Genomic DNA, 25,222 nt, shown 5'->3' on the forward strand with positions numbered 1-25,222 from the left:
GGACACGAGCACGAGTGGTGGCGCCAGCACAGGAATCAGAACGACGTTCCCGGCACGCCGTCGAGCAGCACGGCAAGCACCGTAAAGCCCCGGCCCCGACGAGCTTCGAGCGCGGCTTCCAGTCGCTCGGCGAACTCGCCATGGGCGGCGCGCAGGTGTCCGCCCGCGCCACCGACCTGGCCACCGACCGGGTGCTGTTCTCCGTCGACGACCACGTGGTGATGCCCATGGCGGGGGTGGGTACGGTGTTGCTGCTCATCGAGGTGGCCTCGCAGCTGCGCGACCCCGACTTCGGCGCGTACACGATCCTCGACCGCACCGTGAGCGACTCGGTGGCCGGCTCGGGCCTCTGGCAGCACCTGCAGGCGCCGTCGCTGCCCGTCGCCGACCTCGCCGCCCTCATCGGCGCCACCAACGACAACCTCGCCACCAACGTGCTGTTGCGCGCCGTCGGCCTGGAGGCCGTGCGCCGCCGCACCGAGGAGCTCGGCCTCGGCCGCACCGGACTGCTCGACCTGGTGCGCGACACCCGCGGCCCCGACGACGCCCCCAACCTGTCGATCGGCAGCGCCAACGAACTCACCTGGCTGTTCACGGCCCTGGCCCGGGGCGAGATCCTGGACGACGAGGGCAGCGAACGCGTGCTCGGCTGGCTGTCATTGAACACCGACCTGTCGATGGTGGCCGGCGCCTTCGGCCTGTCGCCGCACGCCCACCGGGAGCCCTCGCACGGGGTGCTGCTGGTGAACAAGACCGGCACCGACGCGGGGGTGCGCAGTGAAGTGGGCGTGCTGCGCGGACCGCGTGCGGGCGTCGCCTACGCCGTCTCGGTCTACTTCGAGGACACCTCGCTTTCCGCGCGCCTCTCGGTCTTGGACGCCATGCGCTCGGTCGGCCTCGACCTCCTCGAATACGTGCACTGACACCCGTCCCGCGGCCGGCCAGGCAGCGGCGGGACAAAAGCGCGGGTTTGGCCACCGAGGGATTCGTCTCACGGGTAGTCTCATCGCATGAGTGAGCATTCCGGCGACCAGGCCACCGCGCTGAGCGTGGAGTTGAACGGCATCAACTCGATCGACTCGAGCGAGCACCGGGGGCATCCGCGCGACCTGTTCTGGCCGTGGTTCGCCGCCAACGTGTCGGTGCTCGGGGTGAGCTACGGTTCGTTCCTGCTCGACTTCGGCATTTCGTTCTGGCAGGCCAGCATCGTGGGCCTGGTCGGCATCGTGGTGTCGTTCCTGTTCTGCGGTTTCATCGCCCTGGCCGGCAAGCGCGGGCACGCCCCGACCATGACCGTCGGCCGGGCCGCGTTCGGCGTCAACGGCAACCGGGTTCCCTCCGCCCTGTCCTGGCTGCTCACCGTGGGCTGGGAGACCGTGCTCGCCTCCCTCGCCGTGCTCGCCACCGCGACGGTGCTCGGCGAACTCGGCTGGGAGGGCGGCAACGCCACCAAGGTCGTGGCACTGATCGTCGTGGCCGCGCTGATCGTGACCGGCGGCATCCTCGGCTTCGACTTCATCATGAAGCTGCAGAAGTGGATCACCATCATCACCGCGGTGCTCACCGTGATCTACATCGTGCTCACCTTCACCCAGATCGACGGTGCCACCCTCGCCGCGATCCCGGCCGGCTCCACACCCCAGGTGATCGGTGCGCTGGTGTTCATGATGACCGGCTTCGGCCTGGGCTGGGTCAACGCCGCCGCGGACTACTCCCGTTACCTGCCCCGCACGGCCTCGAGCGCCGGCGTCGTCGCCTGGACCACCTTCGGCGCCTCGCTGGCCCCGTTGATCCTGTTGTTCTTCGGCCTGCTCCTGGCCGGATCGTCGCCCGGCCTCAGAGACGCCATTGCGAGCGACCCGATCGGGGCGCTGACCACCATCCTGCCGGTCTGGTTCCTCATCCCGTTCGCCCTCACCGCGGTGCTCGGCCTGGTCGGCGGCGCCGTGCTCGACATCTACTCCTCCGGCCTGGCCCTGCTCAGCACCGGCCTCAGGGTGCCGCGGCCGGTGGCCGCCGGCATCGACGGCGTGATCATGGTGCTCGGCGCGATCTACGTGGTCTTCTTCGCGGCCGATTTCCTCGGCCCGTTCCAGGGGTTCCTGATCACGCTCGGCGTTCCCGTTGCCGCCTGGTGTGGCATCTTCATGGCCGACGTGCTGATGCGCCGCAAGGGCTACGCGGCCAGGGATCTCTTCGACCCGGACGGCCGGTACGGCAGCGTCCGCTGGAGCGCCATCGTACTCATCGTCCTGGGCGCCGTGGTCGGCTGGGGCATGGTCACCAACGGCTTCGCCGAGTGGCTGGCCTGGCAGGGCTACCTGCTCGAACCCCTCGGGCTTGGTGGCCGGGAGGGCGACTGGGCGTTCGCCAACCTCGGCGTGCTCGTGGCGCTGGTGATCGGGTTCGGCGGCACGCTGTTGTTCGGCCGCGGCGCCGTGCGACGCCAAGAGGCGCTGCCGCTCGACGCCGACGACCACCTCACCGACGCGCAGGATGCGGCGGAGCGCGCATGACAACGTGGCTGGTCCTCGTCGACCTGCAACGCATCTTCGGGGAGCCGACCAGCGCGTGGTTCACCCCGCGCTTCGCCGACGCCGAAGCCGGGGCCGTGCGCTTGCGCCAGCTCTTCCCCGGTCGCACCGCGTTGACCCGGTTCGTGGCGCCGGAGAACCCGGAGGGCGCGTGGGTGCCCTACTACGAGCAATGGCCGTTCGCGCTCGACCCCGACAACGCGGCCCTGTACGACCTCGTGCCGGCGTTGCCGCCCGGCGACGCCGTGGTCATCACCCGGCCCACCTTCGGCAAGTGGGATCCCGCCACCCGCGCCGCACTCGGCGAGACCCGCGACATCGTGCTCGCCGGGGTGTCCACCGACTGTTGCGTGCTGTCCACCGCCCTCGCAGCGGCCGACGACGGAGTGCGGGTGCGCGTCGTGGCGGATGCCTGCGCCGGCCTCAGCCCCGCCGACCACCAGCGGGCGCTGGACACGATGGCGCTCTACGCCCCCCTGATCGAGATCGCCACCGTCGAGGAGATCCTCGCCGAACGCGGGCTCGCCCGGTGACGCCGACGGGAGCGCCGCTGGGGCCGCCGGCCGGTGCCGGCGACCGGGCCCTGGCCACGCTCACCGGCCTGGCCATCGGCGACGCCCTCGGCATGCCCTGCCAGATGATGTCGCGCCCCGAGGTGCTCCACCGGTTCGGGTCGGCCGGAATCACCGGGTTCGAACCGGCGGCCGACGACCATCCGCTGGCCGCCGGCCTGCCCGCGGGTTCGGTGACCGACGACACCGACCAGGCTCTGCTGCTGGCCCGCCTGCTGGTGGCGGGGGCTGGCCAGGTTGATACGGCGACCTTCGCGACGGCCCTGATGGACTGGGAGGCCCAGATGCGGGCCAAGGGGTCCCTCGACCTGCTGGGCCCGTCCACCCGCGGCGCCCTGGCCCGGGTGCTGGCGGGGGAGCCCACCAGCGAGTCCGGCCGCTTCGGGGCGTCGAACGGGGCCGCGATGCGCGTGGCGCCGGTGGGAATCGTGATGCCCGCCACTGACTTGCCCGCCCTCGTCGACCGCGTGGTCGCCAGCGCCCAGGCCACCCACAACACCGGCGTCGCGATCGCGGGAGCCGCCGCGGTGGCCGCCGCCGTGAGCGCCGCGCTGGACGGCGCGTCGGTGGCCGAGGCGACCGCGGTGGCCCTCGAAGCGGCCAGGCTCGGCGCGGACCACGGATTCTGGGTCGGGGCGGGGCAGGTGGCGCCGCGCATCCGCTGGGCGGTCGGCCTGGTGGATGCCCGTTGGCCTGAGGAATCCCTCGACCTGGTCTACGAGCTGGTGGGCACCAGCCTGGCCAGCCAAGAGTCGGTGCCCGCGGCGTTCGCCGTGCTCGCGCTGTATCCGGATGACCCGTGGCGGGCCTGCCTGGCCGCCGCGTCCCTCGGTGGCGACAGCGACACCATCGCCGCGATGGCCGGGGCGATCGGCGGTGCCGCGCACGGGACCGCCGGGTTCCCCGCGGAGGCGATCGACACGGTGCGGCGGGTGAACCGGCTCGACTTCGCGCCGGTCGCTGCCGGACTACTGGCGTTGCGCTCCCCGGGCGGGTGAGCCCAGATGAGCCTGCCGGAGGAGCGTTCGATCGAGCGGCTGGTGAGCCTGGGCACGGTGGTGGTCGATGCCGTCATGTTCGTGGCTGCCCTGCCGGAACGCGGCGGTGACGTCTTCGCCTCCCGGAGTGCGCTCGAGGTCGGCGGTGGTTTCACCGCCATGGCGGCAGCGCGCCGCGGTGGGCTGCGCACCGTGCACGCCGGCACCACCGGCACCGGGCCGTTCGGCGACCTGGCCCGAGCCGCGCTCACGGGCGCCGGCATCGAAACCGCGCTGCCGCCGCTGACGGACGTGGACACCGGCCTCTGCCTGGTGCTGGTCGAACCCTCGGGCGAACGTACCTTCGTGACCATGCCGGGCGCGGAAGGACTTCTGGAGCCGGGCTCGCTCGGCCGGGTGGCGGTGCGGCCCACGGATGCGGTGCTCCTGTCCGGGTACGGCCTCGCGCACCCGGTGACCCGACTGGCCATCCTGGCCGCCCTCGCCGGGCTGCCGGAGCAGACCACCCTCGTCGTCGACCCGGGCCCGCTCGGCCACGAGCTGGCTCCCGGCGACCTTGGCGCGCTGTTCGCCCGGGCGGACTGGTGGACCTGCAACGCCAGGGAGGCGACCCTGCTCACCGGTGTCGCCGACGCCGGAATGGCGGCGGTCGCGCTCACCGAACACCTGGCCGCCGCCGAAGCGGTGATGGAGGCGCTGGCCGGGTCACCGGTCCGCCCGCCGGCGCACGCGGTGGTGCGGGTCGGGGCCGAGGGGTGCATCGTTGCCGTCGCCGGCCGGCCGCCGTTCCGGGTCAGCGCCGTGCCGGCCGCCGTGGCCTCGACCAGCGGCGCCGGGGACGCCCACACCGGCGCCCTGATCGCGGCCCTTGCGGCGGGGCGTTCGGTCATTCCCGCCCTCCGGCTGGCCAACAGCGCTGCTGTGGCCTTCCTCCACTCCCGTCGTCCCGGCTGGGGCAACTGACGGTCGTGGGGGCGTCCGTCAGTCGGAGGCGAAGCCCTGGTCGGTCAGGGAGGCGCGCATGGAGTCCCGGCCGTGCAGGCCCTCGATGCTCCCGATCCGATTGGTCAGGATGTCGGCCCAGCTGTAGCCGTCCTTGCCGTGACCGGCAAAGTACTCCCCGAGCCGCTCTTCGTACACCGCCGCGGTCTCCCGCCAGGCCGTGGTGTCGTACTGCTCGTGGTGCAGCACCGCCCGCCGGGGGAGACGCGGCTTGATCCCGGCCTGCTCCGACGGGTCCGGGTGACCGAGGGCGACACCGAACACCGGGAAGGTGTACTCGGGCAGGCCGAGCTCGGTGATGAGGGCTTCCGGGTTGCTCCGCACCGCACCGACGAAGACGCCGCCCAGGCCGAGGGACTCGGCCGCGAGAAGCGCGTTCTGGGCGGCGATCCCCGAGTCAACGGCGGTGACCAGCGTGTTCTCGAGGTAGCCGAGCGTCTCGACCTGCGCGCCCCGCGAGTGGACGATATTGGCCGCTCGGCGGAAGCCGGCGACCCAGACCAGGAAGACCGAACTGTCTGCCACGTAGGGTTGGCCACCGATCGCCTCCGAGATCCGGCGCTTGCGGTCGGCGTTCCGGACGGCCACCACACTCCACACCTGCAGGTTCGAGGATTGCGAGGCCGATTGCGCCGCCGCGATGATCAGTTCGACCTGGTCATCGGTGACGGGTGTGGTGAGGAAGAGGCGCACCGAGCGGTGCCCGAGCTGCAGCTCGATGGTCGGCGACAGCGTCGCCCGGCCGGTGCCGACGGCGACCCCGTACCGTCGCGCGACCGGATCGGAGGCGGCGGCGGGGCTGGCATGCATTTTGGGCATGGCAGCATTCTCGCAAACCAGCGTACCCGTCTGCGACGCGTGACCTCGCCCGGCCGGAGACGCGCAGTCCTAAACTAGAGGATGCAGGGCGCCTCGCCGTGGAGTGCTACCGTGCGAAGGGGGCCACACCATGGGCAAGCTGATCTACGACGGTATCGAGATTGAATTCGAGGACCGCGCCCTTGTGCACCTGCAAATCGTCATCGGGTCGAAACTGCGCCGCGGCGAAAGTTTCTTCCTGTCCTGGAATGACGCGCCGAACATCGGCGACGGTCGGTCGAGCGTGTGGCTGCACGCCAGCATCCCGCTGTACTTCAAGTACTACGGCGGCACGACGCCGAGTCTCAACCGGGCCTGGATCGAGGCGCTGGCGATCTCGGCCAACAGCGGCCAGGGGCTGCTCCTCAGCAGCGAACCCGAGCCGCACGGCGGCTGACCCGGCGCTAAGAATCAGCGCGCCAGCACTCACCCCCGTGCGGAACCGGGCATCCCGGTCAGTTGGTGGAGTCATACGCGTACTTGAGCCACGCGGCCACCTCGGAATCCACTTCACCGGTGGACGTGAGCGCGATCCGGGCCGGGAAGTCTGCGCCGAGGTGGCTGGCCGGACGAAGCCGGGTGTTCGGCGCATCCGGGGGCATCTCGATCCGCAGGCCCAGGTCCACGCGGTGCGTGGTGCTGGGCTGCACCACCGCGAAGGTGCGGATCGGCCCGGTCAGGGCGACGTGCGTGGTGCGGGTTTGGATGCTCACGTCCTCGAGGTCCCCCGCGTAGAGCAGCACCGCGTCGAGGATCGGTCGCAGGGTGGGGCGGTCGGCGTACTGAGCGTCGATCAACTCGTCCGCGGCCCGCACCGTGGAGTCCGGGTAGCCGAAGGTCTCATGCACGAGCAGCGCGCGTGGGTAGCCGGATACCCCCTCGATGGTCAGCCAGTCGCGCAGCGCGGGGACATCCGGCGGGGCCAGTTCGCCGATCCGGGCCAGCCAGTGTTCCAGGCCGCTGCCGGTGGACTGCTGCAGCATGCCGATCTCCCAGAGCCGGATGTCGGCCCAGGGCAGCGGCAGCTCGTCGGTCATGCAGGCAGGGTACGCCCGCGCGCCCGCCCGCGCACCGTGCACGAGCGGGCCGTCGCGATCGGTCAGATGACGCCCAGCGCGAGCATCGCATCGGCGACCCGGGTGAAGCCGGCGATGTTGGCCCCGGCCACGTAGCTTCCCGGCGTCCCGTACTCATCCGCGGTTTCCAGGCACCGGTCGTGGATGCCGCGCATGATCTCGGCGAGACGCTCCTCGGTGTGGGCGAAGGTCCACGAGTCCCTGGACGCGTTCTGCTGCATCTCCAGCGCGCTGGTGGCCACACCGCCGGCGTTGACGGCCTTCGCGGGAGCGAACCGCACGGCGGCCTCGGTCAGGAGCCGGGCCGCATTCGGGGTGGTCGGCATGTTCGCGCCCTCCGCGACGATCCGGCAGCCGTTGCTGATCAACGCGCCGGCGCCCTCCAGATCGAGTTCGTTCTGGGTCGCGCACGGCAGGGCGATGTCGCAGGGAACATCCCAGATCGACCCGTCGGCCACGTGCGCGACGTCGTTGCCGCGCCGGGCCGCATACTCGGAGATCCGACCCCGCTGGCCGTTCTTGATCTCCTTGAGGAGAGCGAGATCGATGCCGGCCGGGTCGACGACGTAGCCGCCGGAGTCGGAACAGGCGACCACCGTGCCGCCGAGCTGGTGCACCTTCTCGATGGCGTAGATCGCGACGTTGCCCGAGCCGGACACGACCACGCGCTTGCCGTCGAAGCTGTCGCCGGCCGCCTTCAGCATCTCGTCGACGAAAAAGACCGTGCCGTACCCGGTGGCCTCGGTGCGCACCTGGGAGCCACCCCAGCTCAGCCCCTTGCCCGTCAGGGTGCCGGATTCGTAGCGGTTGGTGATTCGCTTGTACTGGCCGAACATGAAACCGATCTCACGGCCGCCGACGCCGATGTCACCCGCCGGAACATCGGTGTACTCGCCCAGATGCCGGTACAGCTCGGTCATGAAGGACTGGCAGAACCGCATCACCTCCGCATCCGAACGGCCCTTCGGGTCGAAGTCCGAGCCGCCCTTGCCGCCGCCGATCGGAAGGCCGGTGAGGGAGTTCTTGAAGATCTGCTCGAAGCCCAGGAACTTCACGATCCCGAGGTTGACGCTCGGGTGGAACCGCAAGCCCCCCTTGAACGGGCCGAGCGCGGAATTGAACTCCACCCGGAAGCCGCGATTGACCTCGATCTTGCCCGAATCCGTGACCCACGGCACCCGGAAGATGATCTGGCGTTCCGGTTCGCAGAGCCTGCGGATCACGGCGGAGTCGGCGTACTGCGGGTGCTTGGTCACCACCGGTCCGAGGCTTTCCAGCACCTCCCGCACCGCCTGGTGAAATTCGGCCTCCCCGGGGTTTCGGCCCAGGACCTCCTCGAAAATGGGTATCAACTGTTGGTCGAGCGCAGACATGGGTCTCCTTCAGGCAGGGGGAGCCGATTACAGCTCTGATGCTGCGTGGCTGTGGTGAATGATCCACCGTATCGCCTCCGGCTGGGACCGGGCGCGGGACCCTCAGTCGATCAGGCCGGCGGCGTGCAGCCGGCGCAGCACCTCGACGCCGGCGGGCGGACAGTTGTCCTCGTCTCCGGATGCGGCCCAGTGCACCGCGCTCACTTCGGCGCTCGCCGCGGGTTCGGCGTCGGTGTCCGCGCCGAAGACGCTCATCCGCACCAGGCGTCCTTCCGGCTCGCCGTGGGCCTGGATCAGCACCGTGAACAGGGGCTCCAGGGCGGCCGGGTCCAGCCGAACCGACACCTCTTCCTCAGCTTCGCGGGCGGCAGCCTGGGCCGGGGACTCGCCGGGGTCGATCTTGCCGCCGGGCATGTACCAGACGTCGCGGGCGCGGGCGGTGACCATGAGCACCCGGCGGTCGCGGATGAGCGCGATCGCCGCGACCGGGATGTCCGGGTGACCAGACGGCGCCGCGCTCACCCGCGGGCGAAGGCCGAGGCGGCCTGCACCTGGGCAGGGGTGGGGCGCGCACCGGTGTAGCGCTCGAACTGTTCGGCGGCCTGCAGAGCGATCACTTCGGCGCCGGTGATGACGGTCTTGCCGGCGGCGCGCGCCGCGAGGATCAACGGTGTCTCGGCGGGCAGGGCCACGACGTCGAAGACGGTGTCGGCGGCAGCGATCGCCGCTGCCGTGAAGGCGGACTCGGCTGACTGGGCGCCGCCGGCCATGCCGATCGGGGTGACGTTCACCAACAGCGGGGCCGTCGCGGTACCCGGTTCGGCGATCCAGCTGTAGCCGAGCTCGTCGGCCAGGGCCCGGCCGCGCTCCTCGTTTCGGGCCACGATGGTGCCCGCCGCGAAGCCCGAGTCGCGGAGTGCAGCGGCGACGGCCTTGGCCATCCCGCCGGAGCCGCGCAGCAGGAACGGGGTGGCCGGGTCGAGGTGGTTGCTCGCCAGCAGGTCGGCCGCGGCGATGTAGTCGGTGTTGTAGGCGCGCAGGTAGCCATCGTCGTTCACGATGGTGTTCACCGACTGGATGGCCGTGGCCGAGGTGTCGAGCTCGTCGACCAACGCGATCACGTCCTCCTTGAACGGCATCGACACGGAGCAACCGCGGATACCCAGCGCCCGCACGCCCGCGATGGCGCCGGTCAGATCGCTGGAGGTGAACGCCTTGTAGACGAAATCCAGGCCGAACTGCTCGTAGAGGTAGTTGTGGAACCGGGTGCCGAAATTGCTCGGCCGGGCGGCCAGCGAGATGCAGAGCCGGGTGTCCTTGTTGAGCGGGGGCTTCGTTGAGTTCGTCATCGCCTCAATGCTACGGCCCGCCCGGATTGTTCCCCGGGCGGGCTCAGCTCGTGCAGTCGGCCTCGCTCAGCAGCAGCGGCCCTGCGGGTTGGCGTCCTGCCGGTCGGTCCGGTCGCGCCAGAACTCCCTGGCCGTCATGGCCGGCTCCGCCGCGTCGTCACCGTGCACCGACTCATGGTGCGCCAGGTACCGGTCGTAGGCGTCCTCACCAGAGACCGCCCTGACGTACCAGGCGAGCCCGGCAGCCACGGTGCGAACGGTGGTGACGGCGCCCATCAGTGCCCGCGGACCTTGCTCGTGCCGGTGACCGGCCGGGCATCCCACTCGGCCTGAGTCGCCTTCTCCGCCGGTGTGGCGACCAGGCCGGCCGGCGCGAAGATTCGCGACCGCACGGCGGGGTCCTCGCTGGTCGCGTTCGAGTGGTTCCGCCACGCGTTCCAGGTGGCCTGCAGCGCGGTGAAGATCACGATGACCGCCAGAGTCACGAACACGATCGACAGGATGCCCTGCACCATGGTGTTGCGCACAACGGCCTCCATGGCCTCGACCGAGGTGGCCGTGCCGAAGCTGGTCTCCCCGGCGGCCAGGGCCTTGGAGAACGCGGCGTTCTGGGCGAAGTAGCCCACGCCGGGCACGGGGGAGAAGATCTTCAGGAACGACGCGGTGATCGTGACCACGGCGGCGAAGCCCAGCGGCAGCGCCACGATCCAGATGTACCTGAACAGGCCGCGCTTGGCCACGATGGCCATGCACACCGCCAGCGCGATCGCGGCGAGCAGCTGGTTGGCGATACCGAACAGCGGGAACAGCGTGTTGATTCCGCCGAGCGGGTCGGTGACGCCCATCACGAGCACGGCGCCCCAGGCTGCCACCATGATGCCGGTGCAGATCCAGGCACCCACGCGCCAGGAGGTGTCCTTGAACTTGGGGATGACGTTGCCGAGGGTGTCCTGCAGCATGAACCGGGCCACGCGGGTGCCGGCGTCCACCGCGGTGAGGATGAACAGTGCCTCGAACATGATGGCGAAGTGGTACCAGAACGCCATCATCCCGGTGCCACCGGCGACCTGCTGCATGATGTGGGCCAGACCCACCGACAGGGTGGGGGCGCCGCCGGTGCGGGAGACGATGGATTCCTCGCCGACGTTCCTGGCGGTTTCGGTGAGCATCTCAGGAGTGAGGTTCACTCCGGTCAGGCCCAGGCCGTTCACGAACGCGACGGCGCCCTGAACGGTACCGCCGGTGAGGGCGGGGGAGGCGTTCATGGCGTAGTAGATGCCCTGGTCGATCGACAGCGCGGCGACGAGCGCCATGATCGCCACGAAGGACTCCATCAGCATGCCGCCGTAGCCGATGAAGCGGCTCTGGCGCTCCTTCTCGATCAGCTTGGGTGTGGTGCCGGAGGCGATCAGGGCGTGAAAGCCGGACAGGGCTCCGCAGGCGATGGTGACGAAGAGGAACGGGAAGAGCGTCCCGCTCACCACCGGGCCGGTGCCGGTCTTGGCGAACTCGGTGACGGCGGGAACCAGGATCTCGGGCCGCACGATGACGATCGCGATGGCGAGCATGCCGATGGTGCCGATCTTCATGAAGGTGGAGAGGTAGTCGCGCGGGGCCAGCAGCAGCCAGACCGGCAGGATGGCGGCGATGAAGCCGTAGACGATGATGCCGATGGCCAGCGGCACCTTGTCGATGTGGAACATGGCCGCGCCCCACTCGGTGCCGGCGATGGCGCCACCGCCGATGATGGCGGCGATGAGCAGCACGAAGCCGATGATGGAGATCTCGGTGACCTTGCCCGGACGCCAGAACCGCAGGTAGCAGCCCATGAACAGGGCGATCGGGATGGTCATGCCGACCGAGAAGACGCCCCAGGCGCTTTCGGCCAGGGCGTTGACCACGACGAGGGCGAGGATGGCCACGATGATCACCATGATCGTGAGCGTGGCGATGAGGGCGGCGGTGCCGCCGACCCGGCCGAGCTCGTCGCGGGCCATCTGGCCCAGCGACCGGCCGCCGCGGCGCATGGAGAAGAACAGCACCAGGTAGTCCTGAACCGCGCCGGCGAGCACGACGCCGACGATGATCCAGATCGTTCCGGGCAGGTAGCCCATCTGGGCGGCCAGGACCGGGCCGACCAGGGGGCCGGCGCCGGCGATGGCGGCGAAGTGGTGCCCGAAGAGCACCCGGCGGTCGGTGCGGGCGTAGTCCTTGCCGTCCGCCTTGTACTCGGCGGGCGTCGCGCGCCGGTCATCCGGGCGCAGCAGGTGCTTCTGGATGTAGTTGGAGTAGAACCGGTACCCGATCAGGTAGGTGCAGATCGCGGCGAAGACGAACCAGATGGCGTTCACGGTCTCGCCGCGCACCACGGCCAGCATCACCCAGCTGAGCCCGCCGAGCAGCGCGATGGCCACCCAGGTGGCGATCTTCACCGGCGTCCAGTGGGCCTCCTCGGCCTCGTGGACTTTCGGATCCAGCGCGACCGGCGGAATCGCCGGGTCCTGGGTCAGGTCTGGTTCATTGGTTGCGCCGGTGGTGCCGGACTTCGCGCCCATTGGTACTCCTCGTTGAGATACACAGAAACTCACAGCGGTTTGCCGGGTTACCCCGCAACCGTAACAGCCGATGGGCTCGGCCCCAGTGCCATAGGTCCCGATTTTCAGCGGCTATCGCCTGAGGACCGGGGGTTTTTCTTTTCAGGGATGGGCCGCGCTGGTGAAGACGTCGTTGAGGGTCACGCAGGTCAGCCGGCGGTCGTACAGGAGAGCACGCAGCTGCGGGAAGACGTTGGTGACAGGCAGGAAATTGAGGTGGCCGATCACGATGTGCTGCGGCAGGAACCACTCGGTGGCGAAGTCGACCACCTGTTGTTCGGAGATGAGGCCGGAGTCGGAGAGCGATCCGTACCAGGTGGTCGGCACCGAATAGCCCAGATCGGCGGCCAGCGCATCCACCCGGTCGTCGTGCACCCCGAACGGCGGCCGGAAGTACGGCCGGGCGTCCACACCGAAGGTCTCGGCCAGGAACTCGTGGTTGCGGGAGAGCTCGCCGGTGACCTCGGAATCGGCGAGTGTGCTGAGGTCCGGGTGCGACCAGGTGTGATTGCCCAGCTGGATCTGCCCGCTCGCCACGAGTGGGCGCAGCTGTTCGGCGTTGTCGGTCCAGGCTCGGTAGGACCCGGTGACGAAGAAGGTGAGGCGGATGCCGGTATCGGCCGCGAACCGGGCGTACCGGGCGACGACCTCGCTGCTCGAGCCGTCGTCCACGGTCCAGGCCAGCAGGGCGCCATCGCCGGGGAGCCCGGAGAGCGTCCCGGACGGTACCGGCACACGGGTGAGGTCCGGGGCCGGCAGTCGGGCGGGCACCGCCGGCGGCACCGCCCCCGGGTAGGGACGCGGCGTTGCGGTGGCGGTCGCGGCGTCCGTGGCGGCATCCGGGCCTTCGGGTGCGATCGCGGCGCAGCCGGCCAGGGTGAGCGACAGGCCGAGCGAAGCGAGAAGCGTGCGCCGCGTCACCGGGGCGACGGCCGGGTCGTCCTGCCACATGACGATCCTCCCCCGGCGTCGGGTGGCAGCCGTCGGCGCCGCAGGACTGGGGCGCAGAACCCGAATGGACCCGACCGTACCCGCCTGCAGGGCCGCGGGCAATGCCCGTAACCGGGGGCTTCGCCGAGGTTGGCTAAAATGGACGAATCCGTTCCCGGGCCCCGCCCGGTGTTTTGACCATCCTTCTGGACCATTGGAGCCACCGTGGCCGCACTTTCCCGTCTTGATTCCGTTATCGCCCTCGCCCGCCACCGCGGCTTCGTCTTCCAGGCCGGTGAGATCTACGGCGGCAGCAAGTCCGCCTGGGACTACGGACCCCTCGGCGTGGAGCTGAAGGAGAACATCAAGAAGCAGTGGTGGCGCTTCATGGTCACCAGCCGTGACGACGTCGTGGGCCTGGACTCCTCCGTCATCCTGCCGCGCAAGGTCTGGGAGGCCTCCGGCCACGTCGAGGTGTTCTCCGACCCGCTGGTCGAGTGCACCAGCTGCCACAAGCGCTTCCGCGAGGACCACCTGGTGGAGGAGTTCGAAGAGAAGAAGGGCCGTGTCCCGGAGGGCGGCATCGACGGCATCGCCTGCCCCAACTGCGGCAACCGGCACACCTGGACCGAGCCGCGCGCGTTCTCCGGCCTGCTCAAGACCTTCCTCGGTCCCATCGACGACGAGGCCGGCATGCACTACCTGCGCCCCGAGACCGCGCAGGGCATCTTCGTCAACTTCGCCAACGTGTTGCAGGCGGCGCGGATGAAGCCCCCGTTCGGCATCGGCCAGATCGGCAAGAGCTTCCGCAACGAGATCACCCCCGGAAACTTCATCTTCCGCACCCGCGAGTTCGAGCAAATGGAGATGGAGTTCTTCGTCGAGCCCGGCAGCGACGAGGAATGGCACCAGTACTGGATCGACCAGCGGATGAGCTGGTACACGGGCCTCGGCATCAACATCGAGAACCTGCGCCTCTTCGAGCACCCCGCGGAAAAGCTCTCGCACTACTCCAAGCGCACCGTCGACATCGAGTACCGCTTCGGCTTCACCGGCAGCGAGTTCGGCGAGCTGGAGGGTGTGGCCAACCGCACCGACTTCGACCTCAAGACGCACTCCGAGGCATCCGGCAAGGACCTCTCCTACTTCGACCAGACCAAGAACGAACGCTGGATCCCCTACGTGATCGAGCCCGCGGCCGGCCTCACCCGCTCGCTGATGGCGTTCCTGGTCGACGCCTACCACGAGGAGGAGGTGCCCAACGCGAAGGGCGGCGTCGACAAGCGCACCGTGCTCAAGCTCGACCCGCGCCTGGCCCCGATCAAAGCCGCCGTGCTGCCGCTGAGCCGCAACGAGGCCCTCTCGCCCATGGCCCGCTCGCTGGCCGCGCGCCTGCGCGAGTCCTGGAACGTCGACTTCGACGACGCCGGGGCCATCGGCCGCAGGTACCGCCGCCAGGACGAGATCGGCACGCCGTACTGCATCACGGTGGACTTCGACTCGCTCGACGACCAGGCCGTCACTGTGCGTGACCGCGACACCATGGCGCAGGAGCGCGTGTCGCTGGCCGAGCTCGACGCCTACCTGGCCGTGCGCCTGCGCGGAGCCTGACCCGCGCCATCCGGCGCCTGACCCGCCTTTCGCGCTGCGCGGGTCGGGCGCCGTTTCGCGGGTGGCGCGCCACCCGCGCAGCGGCGCCGTACCCGCGCAGCGTCCGCGATCCGGCGCGGGGAACCCGGGGGTTAAGGCAGGGTCAGGTCGATCAGGGTGACGCCGGCCGCCGGCAGCGCGGCTGACATTGCGGCCAGGGCGCCGGGCGCCTCCGCCAGCGGGATGCGGGCGGCGATCAGGTCCTGCGGGCGCAACGAGCCACCGGCGACCAGGGCCATCAGCTCCGGGTAGTCGCTTGCGGGCATGCCGTGGCTGCCGAGCACGGCCAGTTCCCGGCCGATCACCTCGCCCAGCGGCAACCGCGGGTCCTCGGCGAGCAGGCCGATCTGCACGTGCCGACCGCGGGTGGCCAGCGAGCGGATGGCGATGCCGACCGTGTTCTCCCGGCCGAGTGCCTCCACCGACACCTGCGCGCCCCCGTCGGAGAGCAGGCGGATCCGCTCGACCACCGCGTCGTCACTCATCCCGCTGGAGTTGACCGTGTAGACCGCGCCGGCGCGCGCGGCGGCGGCCAGGGCGTCCACGCTGATGTCCACGGCGATCACCCGGGCGCCCAGCGCCGCACCGATCATCACCGCCGACAGGCCCACCCCGCCGCAACCGACCACCACGAGGGTCTCTCCGGCGACGACCCTGGCCTGGTGGACCAGACCGCGGTACGACGTGGCGAACCGGCAGCCGAGCAGGGCGGCGGCGCCGGCATCGAGGTCGTCCGGCACCCTGATGAGGTTGATGTCGGCGTTGTGCAACGCCACCCGTTCGGCGTACGAACCCCAGTGGGTGAAGCCGGGCTGGGTCTGGTTGCGGCAGACCTGCGCGTTGCCGCTCGCGCATTCCGGGCAGTCGCCGCAGGCGCACACGAACGGCACCGTGACCCGCTGGCCCACCGCGAAGCACGTGACGAGGGGACCGATGGCGTCGATCACGCCGACGAGTTCGTGACCCGGGACATGCGGCAGGCCGATGCCGTCGTCGTGGCCGAGCCAGCCGTGCCAGTCGCTGCGGCAGAGACCGGTGGCCTCCACCCGCACGACAACGCCGGCGGCGCTGGGCTCGGGGTCGGCCACCTCACGCAGCTCGGGCAGCACGCCGAAGGTGTCGAACCAGACCGCCCGCACGTCAGGAGGCGGCGGTGGCGTCGCCGGCCGCGGGAAGGTGGGCCGCTTCGGCGCCGAGCTCCGGCAACGTCACGTCGATGCCGAACAGCGCCTCGAGGCCGCCGAGGAATGCGGCCTGCTCGCCGGCCCTGGCCAGTTCGCGGGAGCGCACCATCGGCGTGTGCAGCAGCACCCCGGTGAGGTGCCGCAGGGCGGACTCGGTCTGTTCGCTGTTGTCGCCGCGGGCGTGCGCCCGCTCGATCTCGGCGTCGAGGATGTCGAAGACGTAGGAGCGCAGCGCCACCACGGCGGGCGCAAGGCTCTGCTCCTCTGCCACGGCCGAGAACTTCTTCGCCGCCCGGCCCACCAGCTTGCGAGCCTCGCTCGTGGCGTTGAGCTGCTCGAGCGGCGCGTGGATGCGAATGGTCTCCAGGTCGAGCAGTTCGACGCCGGGCACGTCGCTCACGTCGGGGTCGACGTTGCGCGGCAGGCCCAGGTCGATGACCAGCTGACGGGCGATCTCGGTGTCGCCGACCGGGCAGGAACGCACGGCGGGCGTGTCGCCGCTGAGGCTCGCCACGGGCGCCGCGGCGCTGTGCCGGGCGGCGAGCAGCGCCCGGCCGGTGGTGAGGATGCCCGCGTCGATGACGTGGTGCTCCGCGGTGGTGCAGGTGAGGATCAGGTCCGCCAGCGCCGACTCGGCGGCCAGGGCGGCGGCATCCGTCGGAACGGCCGCGATGTCGTGCGACGCGGCGAAGCGTACGGCCCGGCCGGACGGCGAGTAGACCCGCACATCGGTGACGCCGAGGTCGCGGAGGGCGGCCAACGAGGCGCCGGCGTAGCGGCCGGTGCCCACCAGCAGCACCCGGGTGTGCGCCCAGTCGGTGACCCGGCTCTCGGCCAGCTCCAGGGACAGCCGCACGAGCGACCGGCCGGCCGCACCGATGCCGGTGCGGTTCTTCACGCCGCGGGAGGTCTGGGAGGCCCGCTGGAACAATCGCTCCAGCTCCGGGCTGGTGGTGCCCTTGGCGCGGGCCTCCTCGAGCGAGCGGCGCACCTGGCCCGCGATCTCGCCCTCGCCGACGACGACGGACTCGAGCCCGCTGGTCACGGCGAAGAGATGCTCGGCGACACCGTTGCCGTGCACGAGGTCGAGGGTGTCGCGCAGCAGGTCGGCGCTGACGCCGGTGCTGGCGCTGACGGCGTCGATGGCCGCGTAGACCGCGGGCAGCGGGGAGACACCGAACGGTTCGTCGAGGTCCAGGTAGGCCTCGAACCGGTTGCAGGTGGCCACGACAACAGCGCCGCTGAGCGCATGGTGCCCGGTGAGCATGCCGCCGGCGGCGGCGTCCGCGCCGACGGAGAGCTTTTCGAGCACGTCGAAGCTGGAGTTCTTGTGGTTCGCGGACAGACAAATCAGCACTGCTTGATTCTACGTTGTGTAGCAGTGCGGTCGGGAATCGTGTGGAATCCAAGATTTAGGAGACAATTGAACGGATGAACCTCGACGAGTTGCACCCACTTTCCGCCGGCCGCACCGCCGACTCCCGCCTGATCCGGGCGTACCAGGGCACCCGCCCCGCCGTGACCCCGGTGTGGTTCATGCGCCAAGCCGGCCGGTCGCTGCCCGAGTACCGTGAGCTGCGGGTCGGCACCCGGATGCTCGACGCCTGCCTCGACCCCGAGATGGCCAGCGAGATCACCCTGCAGCCGATCCGCCGGCACGGGGTCGACGCCGGCATCCTGTTCAGCGACATCGTCGTGCCGCTGAAGCTCGTGGGCGTGGACGTCGAGATCGTCGCCGGCAAGGGTCCGGTGCTGGCCAGGGCCGTTCGCACCGCGGCGGATGTCGAACGCCTCACCGCCCTGGACCCCGCCGTGCTCGACACCGCGCTGGAGCCCATCCGGCAGGCCGTCGCCCGCACCGTCGCCGAGCTCGGTTCGACCCCGCTGATCGGTTTCGCCGGGGCGCCGTTCACCCTGGCCGCGTACATCGTCGAGGGCGGGCCGTCCAAGGACCACATCCACGCCCGCACGCTCATGCACTCCGACCCGGCTGCCTGGGCGGCGCTGATGGCGTGGACCGCCGAGGTCACCGGCCGGTTCCTGCGCTCGCAGGTGCTCGCCGGCGCCAGCGCCGCGCAGCTGTTCGACTCCTGGGCCGGCGCGCTGTCGCTCAGCGACTACTCCCGCTTCGTCGCCCCGGCCTCCACCGCCGCCATCGCCCATGTGCGCGACCTCACCTACGCGGAGCCCGTCGGCGACGGCGCCGCCGACCCGGAGTCGATCCGCCGCAACGTGCCCGTCGTGCACTTCGGTGTCGGCACCGGTGAACTGCTCAAGGCCATGCACGGCATCGGCGCCGACGTGGTCGGCGTGGACTACCGGGTGCCGCTCGACGAGGCCAGCCGGCGGCTCGGCGGGGTGGTGCCCGTGCAGGGCAACATCGACCCCGCCCTCCTCAACGCGCCCTGGCCGGTGCTCGAGGCGCACGTCCTCGACGTGCTCGAACGCGGCCGCACGGCCCCCGCCCACGTCCTCAACCTCGGTCACGGGGTGCCTCCGGAAACCAACCCCGACGTGCTCACCCGGCTGGTCGAGTTCGTGCACGCAACCAGCTCCACCCCCTCGCTCGCCCTGTAGCGAGCAGCGAGTCCGCGGCGCGAAGCGCCGGAGACGGAAGGCACGGTCATGAAAGACGTTCTGGTCATCGGCGGCGGTGTCGCCGGACTGGTCGCGGCCCGTGAGTGCGCCCACCTCGGGCTCAGCGTTGCGGTGCTGGAGGCGGCCGACGCCGTCGGCGGTGCCGTCGGGCGTCAGGAGGTGGCCGGCCTGCTGCTGGACAGCGGGGCGGAGAGCTTCGCGGTGCGCGGCAACACCGTCGCGGCGTTCCTCGACGATCTCGGCCTCACCGACCAGATCATCGAGCCCAACCCGGCCGGCGCCTGGCTGCACCTGCCGCCGAACCGTGCCGGCGGTGCCGCGATGAGCGTGCCGCTGCCGGCCGCCGGGGTGCTCGGCATCCCCGGCTCGCCGCTGGCCGACGATGTGCGCCGCGCCATCGGCTGGTCCGGCGCGTTGCGCGCCTACGCCGACCGGGTGATGCCGGTGCTCAAGATCGGGCGGGAGCACAGCCTCGGCGAGCTCGTCGAGAAGCGGATGGGCAAGAAGGTCCTCGACCGCCTCGTCAGCCCCGTCGCCGGCGGAGTGTACGCCACCGACGCCCGTGACCTCGAGGTGGACGTCGTCGCACCCGGCCTGAACAACGCCCTCACCACGGTCGGATCGCTGTCCGGCGCGGTGCTGGCTCTGCGCACCGCCGCCCCGGCGGGCTCCGCCGTGCGGGGACTGGACGGCGGCATGCACCGCCTGGTGGCGGCCCTCGTGGCCGACCTCGAGCGCTTCGACGCCGAGATCCGCCCGGCCACCCCGGTGACGGGGTTCCGCCCCGTCGATACCGACACCGTCGCCGCCGACGGCACAGTGACGTCCACGCGTACCTGGCTGGTCGACCTCGCGCCGGAGAGCGCCGCCGCCGACCCGGCCGACGCGGGCACGATCATCGGCGCCGCGCCGCGCACCCTCGAGGCCCGCCACGTGATCCTCGCCGTGCCCGCCGCGGCCGCCCTGGCCCTGCTGGAGCCGCTCGGCGTCGACTTCGCCGCCCTGGCCGCGCTCGACTGGCCGGCGCCGGCCGCCGTGGAGCTCGCCACCCTGGTGCTCGACGCCCCGGCCCTGGACGCGCATCCTCGTGGCACGGGTGTGCTCGTCGCCGTCGACACCCCCGGCGTGACGGCGAAGGCACTCACCCACGCCACGGCCAAGTGGGACTGGCTCGCCGCCCTCACCCCGGCCGGGCGGCACGTCGTTCGGCTGTCCTTCGGACGGGCCGGCGCCGGCGTGCCCACCCTCGACCTCAGCGACGACGAGCTGCTGGACCTGGCCGTGCACGACGCCGCCGCCATCCTCGGGGTCGACCTCTCCGCGGCCCAGGTCCGCGGCTTCGCCCGCACCCTGTGGAGCGACGGGCTCTCCCCCGCCACGCTCGGCGCCCCCGACCGCATCCGCCGGGTGCGCGAGATGGTCGAGGCGACCCCCGGACTCGACGTCACCGGCGGCTGGCTTTCCGGCACCGGGCTGGCCTCCGTCATTCCGGATGCGATCAACGCGGGTATCCGCGGCAGACGGGCAGTGCTAGACCTCTGATCAGGGCTGTTCTTCCTTCGGGCACATGTTCCTCGCCGGGCAGGGGGGTTACGCTGGGAAAAACATGAACGTCAAGGAATGGAGTCACAATGCGGGGAAAGCTACTTTTCATCACGGGCGGACTCGTCGGCTACGTGCTGGGCGCTCGCGCCGGTCGTAAGCGTTACGACCAGATCGCATCCGCTGCCTCTGACCTGTGGAGCCGGCCGCCCGTGCAGCGTCGAGTGAACGAGGTGCGCGACTTCGCCCTCGAGCGCGTCGGCGACGTTCCCGGAGCCCTGTTCGAAGCGGGCAAGAAGGTCGTCTCTGCCGTGCAGGACAAGACCGGCACGGTCAAGAGCACCGAAGCCGGCAGTGCCACGGCAGCCGGCAAAGCGGCGGCAGCAGCCACCACATCCGCGAAGGCGGCAGCGGCGTCGGCTGACTCTGCGGCCACGTCTGCCGCCGACGCCGATTCACAGTGACCCCAGAGCCGACCATCCAGGAAGGATGCCAGTGAGCACCAGCGGGTACAACCCCAAGAGCAAGCAGTCACTGCTTACGCTCATCAGTGAACTCCCCGGCCAGATCACCGCCCTGATCAAGGCGGAGATCGACGCCTTCAAGGCCGACATCTCCGGTAAGGCCAAGAACGTGGGCCTGGGCATCGGCCTGTTCGTCGGTGCCGCGGTGTTCGCGTTCTTCGCCGTCATCGTCTTCATCGCGTTGGCGGTCATCGCGCTCGACCTGGTGCTGCCGCTCTGGCTGGCGGCACTGATCGTCGCCGTCGTACTGCTCCTCGTCGCGGTGATCCTCGCTTTGATCGGCCTCAACCGGGTCAAGAAGGGCACCAAGCACGACCCGGATGGCGTGACCGCCAGCCTTCAGAGGGACGTCGACGCATTCAAGGGAGTTGGCCAGTATGAGCACTGACGAGACCCAGTCGGAAAACCACAGCACCGCCGAACGGCGAGCAGAGGCCGACCGTGCCCGCGCCGCGCTCGCGGGCACCCTGGACGCGATCGAGTACAAGCTCAACGTGCCCAAGCAGGTCAAGATCAACACCCGCCGCGTCACGCTCGGCCTGCACCGGCTCGGCGACGACAATCCGGCCGCGCTGGCGGGCATCGCGCTCGCCGCGGCGACCGCCGTCGGCACCTGCGTGTGGTGGGGACTCAAGACCATCCTCGACCGCCGCTGAGCGGATAACGCGATCGATTAGACGTCTTCCAGGAGGGTGTCGGCTTCGGCCGGCACCCTCCTTCGGGTCTGCGGCCGCTCGCCGTTCGGTGACCCGACCGCTGGTTGGCATCCGAGCGGCATCCCGGCGCTCGGTGGTCTACTTTTGGCTCTCCGGGCAAAGCGGTAGAGACTAGTAGACATGACTCACCCGGCTGCCGGAGAGGCAGTAGACATGACCGTGCCCACCCCCGATTCACACCCCTCGTCAGAGGCTGGATCTCCCGAGGCTTCCCCCTCCGGATTCACCCTCTTCACTGTGCTGCGCAAGGACCCGGCCAACCCCGACGACCTCGACGGCCGGGACGTGCCGCGGTTCGTGGACGAGCTTGACGACATCGTCGCCCTCGTCGAAGCCGAGGGCGTCACCCTGCGCGGGATCTACGACGTCTCCGGCCTCCGCGCCGACTCCGACGTGATGTTGTGGACGCACGCCGACGAAGCGCAGACCCTGCAGTGGGCCAACCGCGAACTGCGCCGCAGTCGCCTGCTCAAGAGCCTGCTGCCGACGTGGAACGCCATGGGTGTGCACCGGGACGCCGAGTTCAACAAGAGCCACGTCCCCGGCTTCCTTCGCGGTGTCGAGCCCAAGTCCTGGCTCACCGTTTACCCGTTCGTGCGCAGCTACGAGTGGTACCTGCTGCCAGAGGCCGAACGCAGCAAGATGCTCGCCGACCACGGCCGCAAGGGTGCCGCGTTCCGCGGCGCCATCGCCAACACGGTCTCCTCGTTCGCCCTCGGCGACTACGAATGGCTGCTGCCGATCGAGTCCGACGAACTCACCGAGCTCGTCGACCTGATGCGCGAACTCCGCGCCACCGAGGCCCGCCGCCACGTGCGCGAAGAGGTGCCCTTCTACACCGGCCGCCGAATCACTACCGCTGAACTGGTGGAGGTCCTGCAGTAATGACCGACTACGACGCCATCCTGCTCGCTGGTTTCGGCGGGCCAGAGGGCCAGGACGACGTGATCCCGTTCCTGCGTAACGTCACGCGCGGCCGCGGCATCCCCGAGGAACGGCTCGAAGAGGTCGCGGTGCACTATCGCCACTTCGGCGGCATCAGCCCGATCAACAACCAGAACCGCATCTTGCGCGCCGCCCTGCAGGCCGAGCTCGACCGTCGCGGCATCGACCTCCCGGTGCTCTGGGGCAACCGCAACTGGGCTCCCTACCTGCCGGACACCATCGCCGAGGCGCACACCGCCGGCCAGGATCGACTGCTCGCCATCGCGACCAGCGCCTACAGTTCCTACTCCGGCTGCCGTCAGTACCGCGAGGACTTCGCCGCGGCGCTGGAGAGCACCGGGCTCACCGGCACCGTGCAGATCGACAAGGTCCGCCAGTTCTTCGATCACCCCGGCTTCGTCACCCCGTTCATCGCCGGGGTGCGCCAGGGCCTGGCCGATGTCGTTGCGGCGAACCCCGGCATCAACCTCGCCACCGAGGTCGAGGTGCTGTTCTCCACGCACTCGATCCCGTCCACGGATGCCGCCAAGAGCGGCCCCGCCGAGCGCGGCTTCGGGGAGGGTGGCGCCTACGCCGCCCAGCACCTCGCCGTCGCCGACGTGGTCATGCGGGGCCTCGAGTCGCCGTGGCAGCTGGTCTACCAGTCCCGCAGCGGGCCGCCCAGCATGCCGTGGCTGGAGCCCGACATCAACGACGCCATCGCGCTGCTGCCCGCCCGCGGCATTCGCGCCGTGGTCATCGTGCCGCTCGGCTTCGTCAGCGACCATATGGAGGTGATGTGGGACCTCGACAATGAGGCCACCGAAACCGCGAAGGAACACGGCCTGTTCTCGGTGCGCGTGCCCACCCCCGGCGCCGACCCGGTCTACGTTTCCGGGCTCATCGACCTTGTCGAGGAGCGCCTGAACGACGTCCCCGCCGACGAGCGGCCCGCGCTGACCGACCTCGGTCCCTGGTACGACATCTGCCGGCCGGGTTGCTGCGAGAACGTGCGCCTCGGCTTCAAGCCGGCGGTCGCCGGAGTGGCGCCGTGAGCGTCATCCGCGTCGGCACCCGGGGCAGCGACCTCGCGATGGCCCAGACCACCACGGTCGCCAACCGCATCCAGGCGGCGATCGGCGGCGAGGTCGAGATCATCCCGATCACCACGCACGGTGACGTGTCCCGCGAATCCCTCTCCAGCCTGGGCGGCACCGGCGTCTTCGCCAGCGCGCTCCGGGAGGCACTGCTCAACGACGAGTGCGATGTCGTGGTGCACTCGTTCAAGGACCTGCCGACGGATGTCTTCCCGGGCCTGGCCATCGGCGCCACGCCCAAGCGTGCCGACGCCAGGGACGTGCTCTGCGCCCGCGCCGGCTTCACCCTGGCCACCCTGCCGGAGGGCGCCAAGGTCGGCACCGGTTCGCCCCGCCGGGCCGCCCAGTTGCGCCAGTTGCGCCCGGACCTCGCCGTGGTCGACATCCGCGGCAACGTCGGCACCAGGCTCTCCCTGGTCGCCGATGGGACGCTGGACGCCGTCGTGCTCGCCGCCGCCGGCCTCGGCCGGCTGGGCCTGCTCGAGAACATGGCCACCGACTACCTCGAACTCTCCGACTGGCCCACCGCGCCCGGCCAGGGCGCCCTGGCGATCGAGGTGCGGGATGGCAAGCCCGACCGGCTGCTCGCCAAGGCCCTCGCCGTGCTCAACCACGCCACCACCCAGGCCACCGTGGCCGCCGAGCGCCACGTGCTCGCCCGGCTCGAAGCGGGGTGCGCCGCGCCGATCGGGGCGACCGCCGTGATCGACGACGGTCTGCTCTTCCTCACTGCCACCGTGTACAGCCCCGACGGCACCCGCCGGATCACGGCTTCGCACGCTGCTACCCCCGGGTCGCACTCGATTGCCGACCTGCAGGATGCCGCTTTCGACGTCGCCGAGCGCGCCGCGAAGGAGCTCCTCGCCGGTGGTGCCGCCGAGTTCGCCCCGCTGAAGGTGACCTCATGAGCCACAATCCCGACAAGCCCCTCGCCGGTTGGCGCGTTCTCGTGCCGCGCGGCGGTCCCTGGGGTGACCAGGTCGCCGCCAACCTGCGCACCCGCGGTGCGCTGCCGATCGTCGCGCCGATGATCAATTTCGCGCCCACCGACGACGCCCCCGCACTCGAGGCGGCCCTGGCCAGGCTCGCCGCCGGCGACTTCGACTGGATGACCGTGACCAGCGCCACCACCGTCGACGTGCTGTCGTCGCACCGCGCCGTCGTGGCCCCGGGCACTCGCATCGCCGCAGTCGGGGAGACCACCGCTGCGGCGCTCATCGCCGCCGGCTACCACGTCGACCTGGTGCCGTCGGACGACAACTCGGCCAAGGGCCTGCTCTCGGAGTGGGAAGCGGCCACCCAGGGCGTCATCCCCCTACGCGTGCTCACCCTGCGCTCCGAGATCGCCAAGCCGCTGCTTTCCGAGGGCCTGCGCCGGATCGGCCACGATGTGGAGTCCGTCGTCGCCTACCGCACCGTCGGGGTTCCGGTTGCCGATCGCGTCGTCGCTGACGTCAAGGCGGGCCGGGTGCATGCCGTGCTCGTCACCAGCGGCAGCGTCGCCCAGCAGGTGCAGGACCAGCTCGGCCCGATTCCACGGACCACGCTGATCGCCTGCATCGGCCCGCGCACGGCGAAGGACGCATCCGTTCTGGGCCTGCACGTGGACGTGGTCGCCGACTCGCCCAGCGCCGAGGCCCTCATCGAGGCCCTCGTGGGCCTCGCCCCCCGGGACCTGTAGCGCGCCGGTTCCCCTGTCCG

General features: G+C 70.6%; 26 protein-coding genes. 16 read left to right on the top strand and 10 right to left on the bottom strand.

Annotated features, from left to right (window positions below; genetic code table 11):
- Window positions 1-14 precede the first annotated feature (14 nt).
- The 5 genes from JWP54_RS01425 (at window position 15) to JWP54_RS01445 (ending at window position 5,067) form a co-directional block, all read left to right on the top strand.
- Window positions 15-923, top strand: coding sequence for a serine hydrolase (locus JWP54_RS01425; RefSeq protein ID WP_297366400.1), 909 nt, complete (start codon window positions 15-17; stop codon window positions 921-923).
- Between the two features lie 87 nt (window positions 924-1,010).
- Window positions 1,011-2,516, top strand: coding sequence for a cytosine permease (locus tag JWP54_RS01430; RefSeq protein WP_297366401.1), 1,506 nt, complete (start codon window positions 1,011-1,013; stop codon window positions 2,514-2,516).
- On the top strand, window positions 2,513-3,067 hold the full coding sequence (locus JWP54_RS01435; RefSeq protein WP_297366402.1) for a cysteine hydrolase: 555 nt from the start codon (window positions 2,513-2,515) through the stop codon (window positions 3,065-3,067). The genes JWP54_RS01430 and JWP54_RS01435 overlap by 4 nt, the downstream gene beginning before the upstream one ends.
- A complete protein-coding gene (locus JWP54_RS01440; RefSeq protein WP_297366403.1) occupies window positions 3,064-4,104 on the top strand; it encodes an ADP-ribosylglycohydrolase family protein in 1,041 nt (346 codons plus the stop codon). Before JWP54_RS01435 ends, JWP54_RS01440 begins: the two co-directional genes overlap by 4 nt.
- 6 nt (window positions 4,105-4,110) lie before the next feature.
- Complete coding sequence (locus JWP54_RS01445) at window positions 4,111-5,067, top strand: PfkB family carbohydrate kinase (protein WP_297366404.1); 957 nt, start codon at window positions 4,111-4,113, stop codon at window positions 5,065-5,067.
- Window positions 5,068-5,085: 18 nt separating this feature from the next.
- On the opposite strand, the gene JWP54_RS01450 is transcribed toward JWP54_RS01445, so the two are convergent.
- Complete coding sequence (locus JWP54_RS01450) at window positions 5,086-5,925, bottom strand: NADPH-dependent oxidoreductase (protein ID WP_297366405.1); 840 nt, start codon at window positions 5,923-5,925, stop codon at window positions 5,086-5,088.
- A 130-nt stretch (window positions 5,926-6,055) separates the two neighbouring features.
- Here JWP54_RS01450 and JWP54_RS01455 point away from each other — a divergent pair, with 130 nt between their 5' ends.
- Window positions 6,056-6,361: an ATP-dependent DNA ligase gene (locus JWP54_RS01455; protein WP_297366406.1), complete on the top strand. Its 306-nt coding sequence runs from the start codon at window positions 6,056-6,058 to the stop codon at window positions 6,359-6,361.
- 58 nt (window positions 6,362-6,419) lie between these two features.
- Here JWP54_RS01455 and JWP54_RS01460 read toward each other — a convergent pair whose 3' ends face one another.
- The 7 genes from JWP54_RS01460 to JWP54_RS01490 form a co-directional block, all read right to left on the bottom strand.
- Window positions 6,420-7,001 carry a DUF5655 domain-containing protein gene (locus JWP54_RS01460; protein WP_297366407.1) on the bottom strand — a complete coding sequence of 194 codons (582 nt, stop codon included), beginning with the start codon at window positions 6,999-7,001 and terminating at the stop codon, window positions 6,420-6,422.
- 62 nt (window positions 7,002-7,063) lie between these two features.
- Entirely contained in the window at window positions 7,064-8,413 is a 1,350-nt protein-coding gene (gene gdhA / locus JWP54_RS01465; protein WP_297366408.1) for an NADP-specific glutamate dehydrogenase, read from the bottom strand.
- A 102-nt stretch (window positions 8,414-8,515) separates the two neighbouring features.
- Window positions 8,516-8,935 (bottom strand): NUDIX domain-containing protein, encoded by a 420-nt coding sequence (locus JWP54_RS01470; RefSeq protein ID WP_297366409.1) that lies wholly within the window; start codon window positions 8,933-8,935, stop codon window positions 8,516-8,518.
- The gene (locus tag JWP54_RS01475) at window positions 8,932-9,762 is read right to left on the bottom strand and encodes a shikimate 5-dehydrogenase (RefSeq protein ID WP_297366410.1); all 831 of its coding nucleotides are present in this window, start codon (window positions 9,760-9,762) and stop codon (window positions 8,932-8,934) included. The genes JWP54_RS01470 and JWP54_RS01475 overlap by 4 nt, the downstream gene beginning before the upstream one ends.
- Window positions 9,763-9,828: 66 nt before the next feature.
- Window positions 9,829-10,038, bottom strand: coding sequence for a YbdD/YjiX family protein (locus tag JWP54_RS01480; protein ID WP_297366411.1), 210 nt, complete (start codon window positions 10,036-10,038; stop codon window positions 9,829-9,831).
- Window positions 10,038-12,317: a carbon starvation CstA family protein gene (locus JWP54_RS01485; RefSeq protein ID WP_297366412.1), complete on the bottom strand. Its 2,280-nt coding sequence runs from the start codon at window positions 12,315-12,317 to the stop codon at window positions 10,038-10,040. The genes JWP54_RS01480 and JWP54_RS01485 overlap by 1 nt, the downstream gene beginning before the upstream one ends.
- Window positions 12,318-12,458: 141 nt before the next feature.
- Window positions 12,459-13,307, bottom strand: coding sequence for a polysaccharide deacetylase family protein (locus JWP54_RS01490; RefSeq protein ID WP_297366413.1), 849 nt, complete (start codon window positions 13,305-13,307; stop codon window positions 12,459-12,461).
- A gap of 204 nt (window positions 13,308-13,511) precedes the next feature.
- Between JWP54_RS01490 and JWP54_RS01495 the strand changes: the two genes are divergently transcribed.
- Entirely contained in the window at window positions 13,512-14,897 is a 1,386-nt protein-coding gene (locus tag JWP54_RS01495) for a glycine--tRNA ligase (RefSeq protein WP_297366414.1), read from the top strand.
- A gap of 131 nt (window positions 14,898-15,028) precedes the next feature.
- Here JWP54_RS01495 and JWP54_RS01500 read toward each other — a convergent pair whose 3' ends face one another.
- Both JWP54_RS01500 and JWP54_RS01505 read right to left on the bottom strand, forming a co-directional pair.
- Window positions 15,029-16,075: an alcohol dehydrogenase catalytic domain-containing protein gene (locus tag JWP54_RS01500; RefSeq protein ID WP_297366415.1), complete on the bottom strand. Its 1,047-nt coding sequence runs from the start codon at window positions 16,073-16,075 to the stop codon at window positions 15,029-15,031.
- 1 nt (window position 16,076) lies between these two features.
- Window positions 16,077-17,477 carry a glutamyl-tRNA reductase gene (locus tag JWP54_RS01505; RefSeq protein ID WP_297366416.1) on the bottom strand — a complete coding sequence of 467 codons (1,401 nt, stop codon included), beginning with the start codon at window positions 17,475-17,477 and terminating at the stop codon, window positions 16,077-16,079.
- Between the two features lie 74 nt (window positions 17,478-17,551).
- Here JWP54_RS01505 and hemE point away from each other — a divergent pair, with 74 nt between their 5' ends.
- The 9 genes from hemE (at window position 17,552) to JWP54_RS01550 (ending at window position 25,202) form a co-directional block, all read left to right on the top strand.
- The gene (gene hemE / locus JWP54_RS01510; protein ID WP_297366417.1) at window positions 17,552-18,697 is read left to right on the top strand and encodes a uroporphyrinogen decarboxylase; all 1,146 of its coding nucleotides are present in this window, start codon (window positions 17,552-17,554) and stop codon (window positions 18,695-18,697) included.
- A gap of 48 nt (window positions 18,698-18,745) precedes the next feature.
- Window positions 18,746-20,260 carry an NAD(P)/FAD-dependent oxidoreductase gene (locus JWP54_RS01515; protein ID WP_297366418.1) on the top strand — a complete coding sequence of 505 codons (1,515 nt, stop codon included), beginning with the start codon at window positions 18,746-18,748 and terminating at the stop codon, window positions 20,258-20,260.
- An 89-nt stretch (window positions 20,261-20,349) separates the two neighbouring features.
- Window positions 20,350-20,724 (top strand): hypothetical protein, encoded by a 375-nt coding sequence (locus JWP54_RS01520; protein WP_297366419.1) that lies wholly within the window; start codon window positions 20,350-20,352, stop codon window positions 20,722-20,724.
- Window positions 20,725-20,755: 31 nt separating this feature from the next.
- The gene (locus tag JWP54_RS01525) at window positions 20,756-21,172 is read left to right on the top strand and encodes a phage holin family protein (RefSeq protein ID WP_297366420.1); all 417 of its coding nucleotides are present in this window, start codon (window positions 20,756-20,758) and stop codon (window positions 21,170-21,172) included.
- Entirely contained in the window at window positions 21,162-21,440 is a 279-nt protein-coding gene (locus JWP54_RS01530) for a DUF3618 domain-containing protein (RefSeq protein ID WP_297366421.1), read from the top strand. The genes JWP54_RS01525 and JWP54_RS01530 overlap by 11 nt, the downstream gene beginning before the upstream one ends.
- A 213-nt stretch (window positions 21,441-21,653) precedes the next feature.
- Window positions 21,654-22,385 (top strand): hydrogen peroxide-dependent heme synthase, encoded by a 732-nt coding sequence (gene hemQ, locus JWP54_RS01535; protein WP_297366422.1) that lies wholly within the window; start codon window positions 21,654-21,656, stop codon window positions 22,383-22,385.
- Window positions 22,385-23,479: a ferrochelatase gene (locus JWP54_RS01540; RefSeq protein WP_297366423.1), complete on the top strand. Its 1,095-nt coding sequence runs from the start codon at window positions 22,385-22,387 to the stop codon at window positions 23,477-23,479. Before hemQ ends, JWP54_RS01540 begins: the two co-directional genes overlap by 1 nt.
- Window positions 23,476-24,429, top strand: a complete 954-nt coding sequence (hemC, locus tag JWP54_RS01545; RefSeq protein ID WP_297366424.1) for a hydroxymethylbilane synthase — start codon at window positions 23,476-23,478, stop codon at window positions 24,427-24,429. Before JWP54_RS01540 ends, hemC begins: the two co-directional genes overlap by 4 nt.
- Window positions 24,426-25,202: a uroporphyrinogen-III synthase gene (locus tag JWP54_RS01550; protein ID WP_297366425.1), complete on the top strand. Its 777-nt coding sequence runs from the start codon at window positions 24,426-24,428 to the stop codon at window positions 25,200-25,202. The genes hemC and JWP54_RS01550 overlap by 4 nt, the downstream gene beginning before the upstream one ends.
- Window positions 25,203-25,222: the final 20 nt, after the last annotated feature.

The organism is Cryobacterium sp. (genome assembly GCF_025463825.1).
Taxonomy (GTDB): domain Bacteria; phylum Actinomycetota; class Actinomycetes; order Actinomycetales; family Microbacteriaceae; genus Cryobacterium.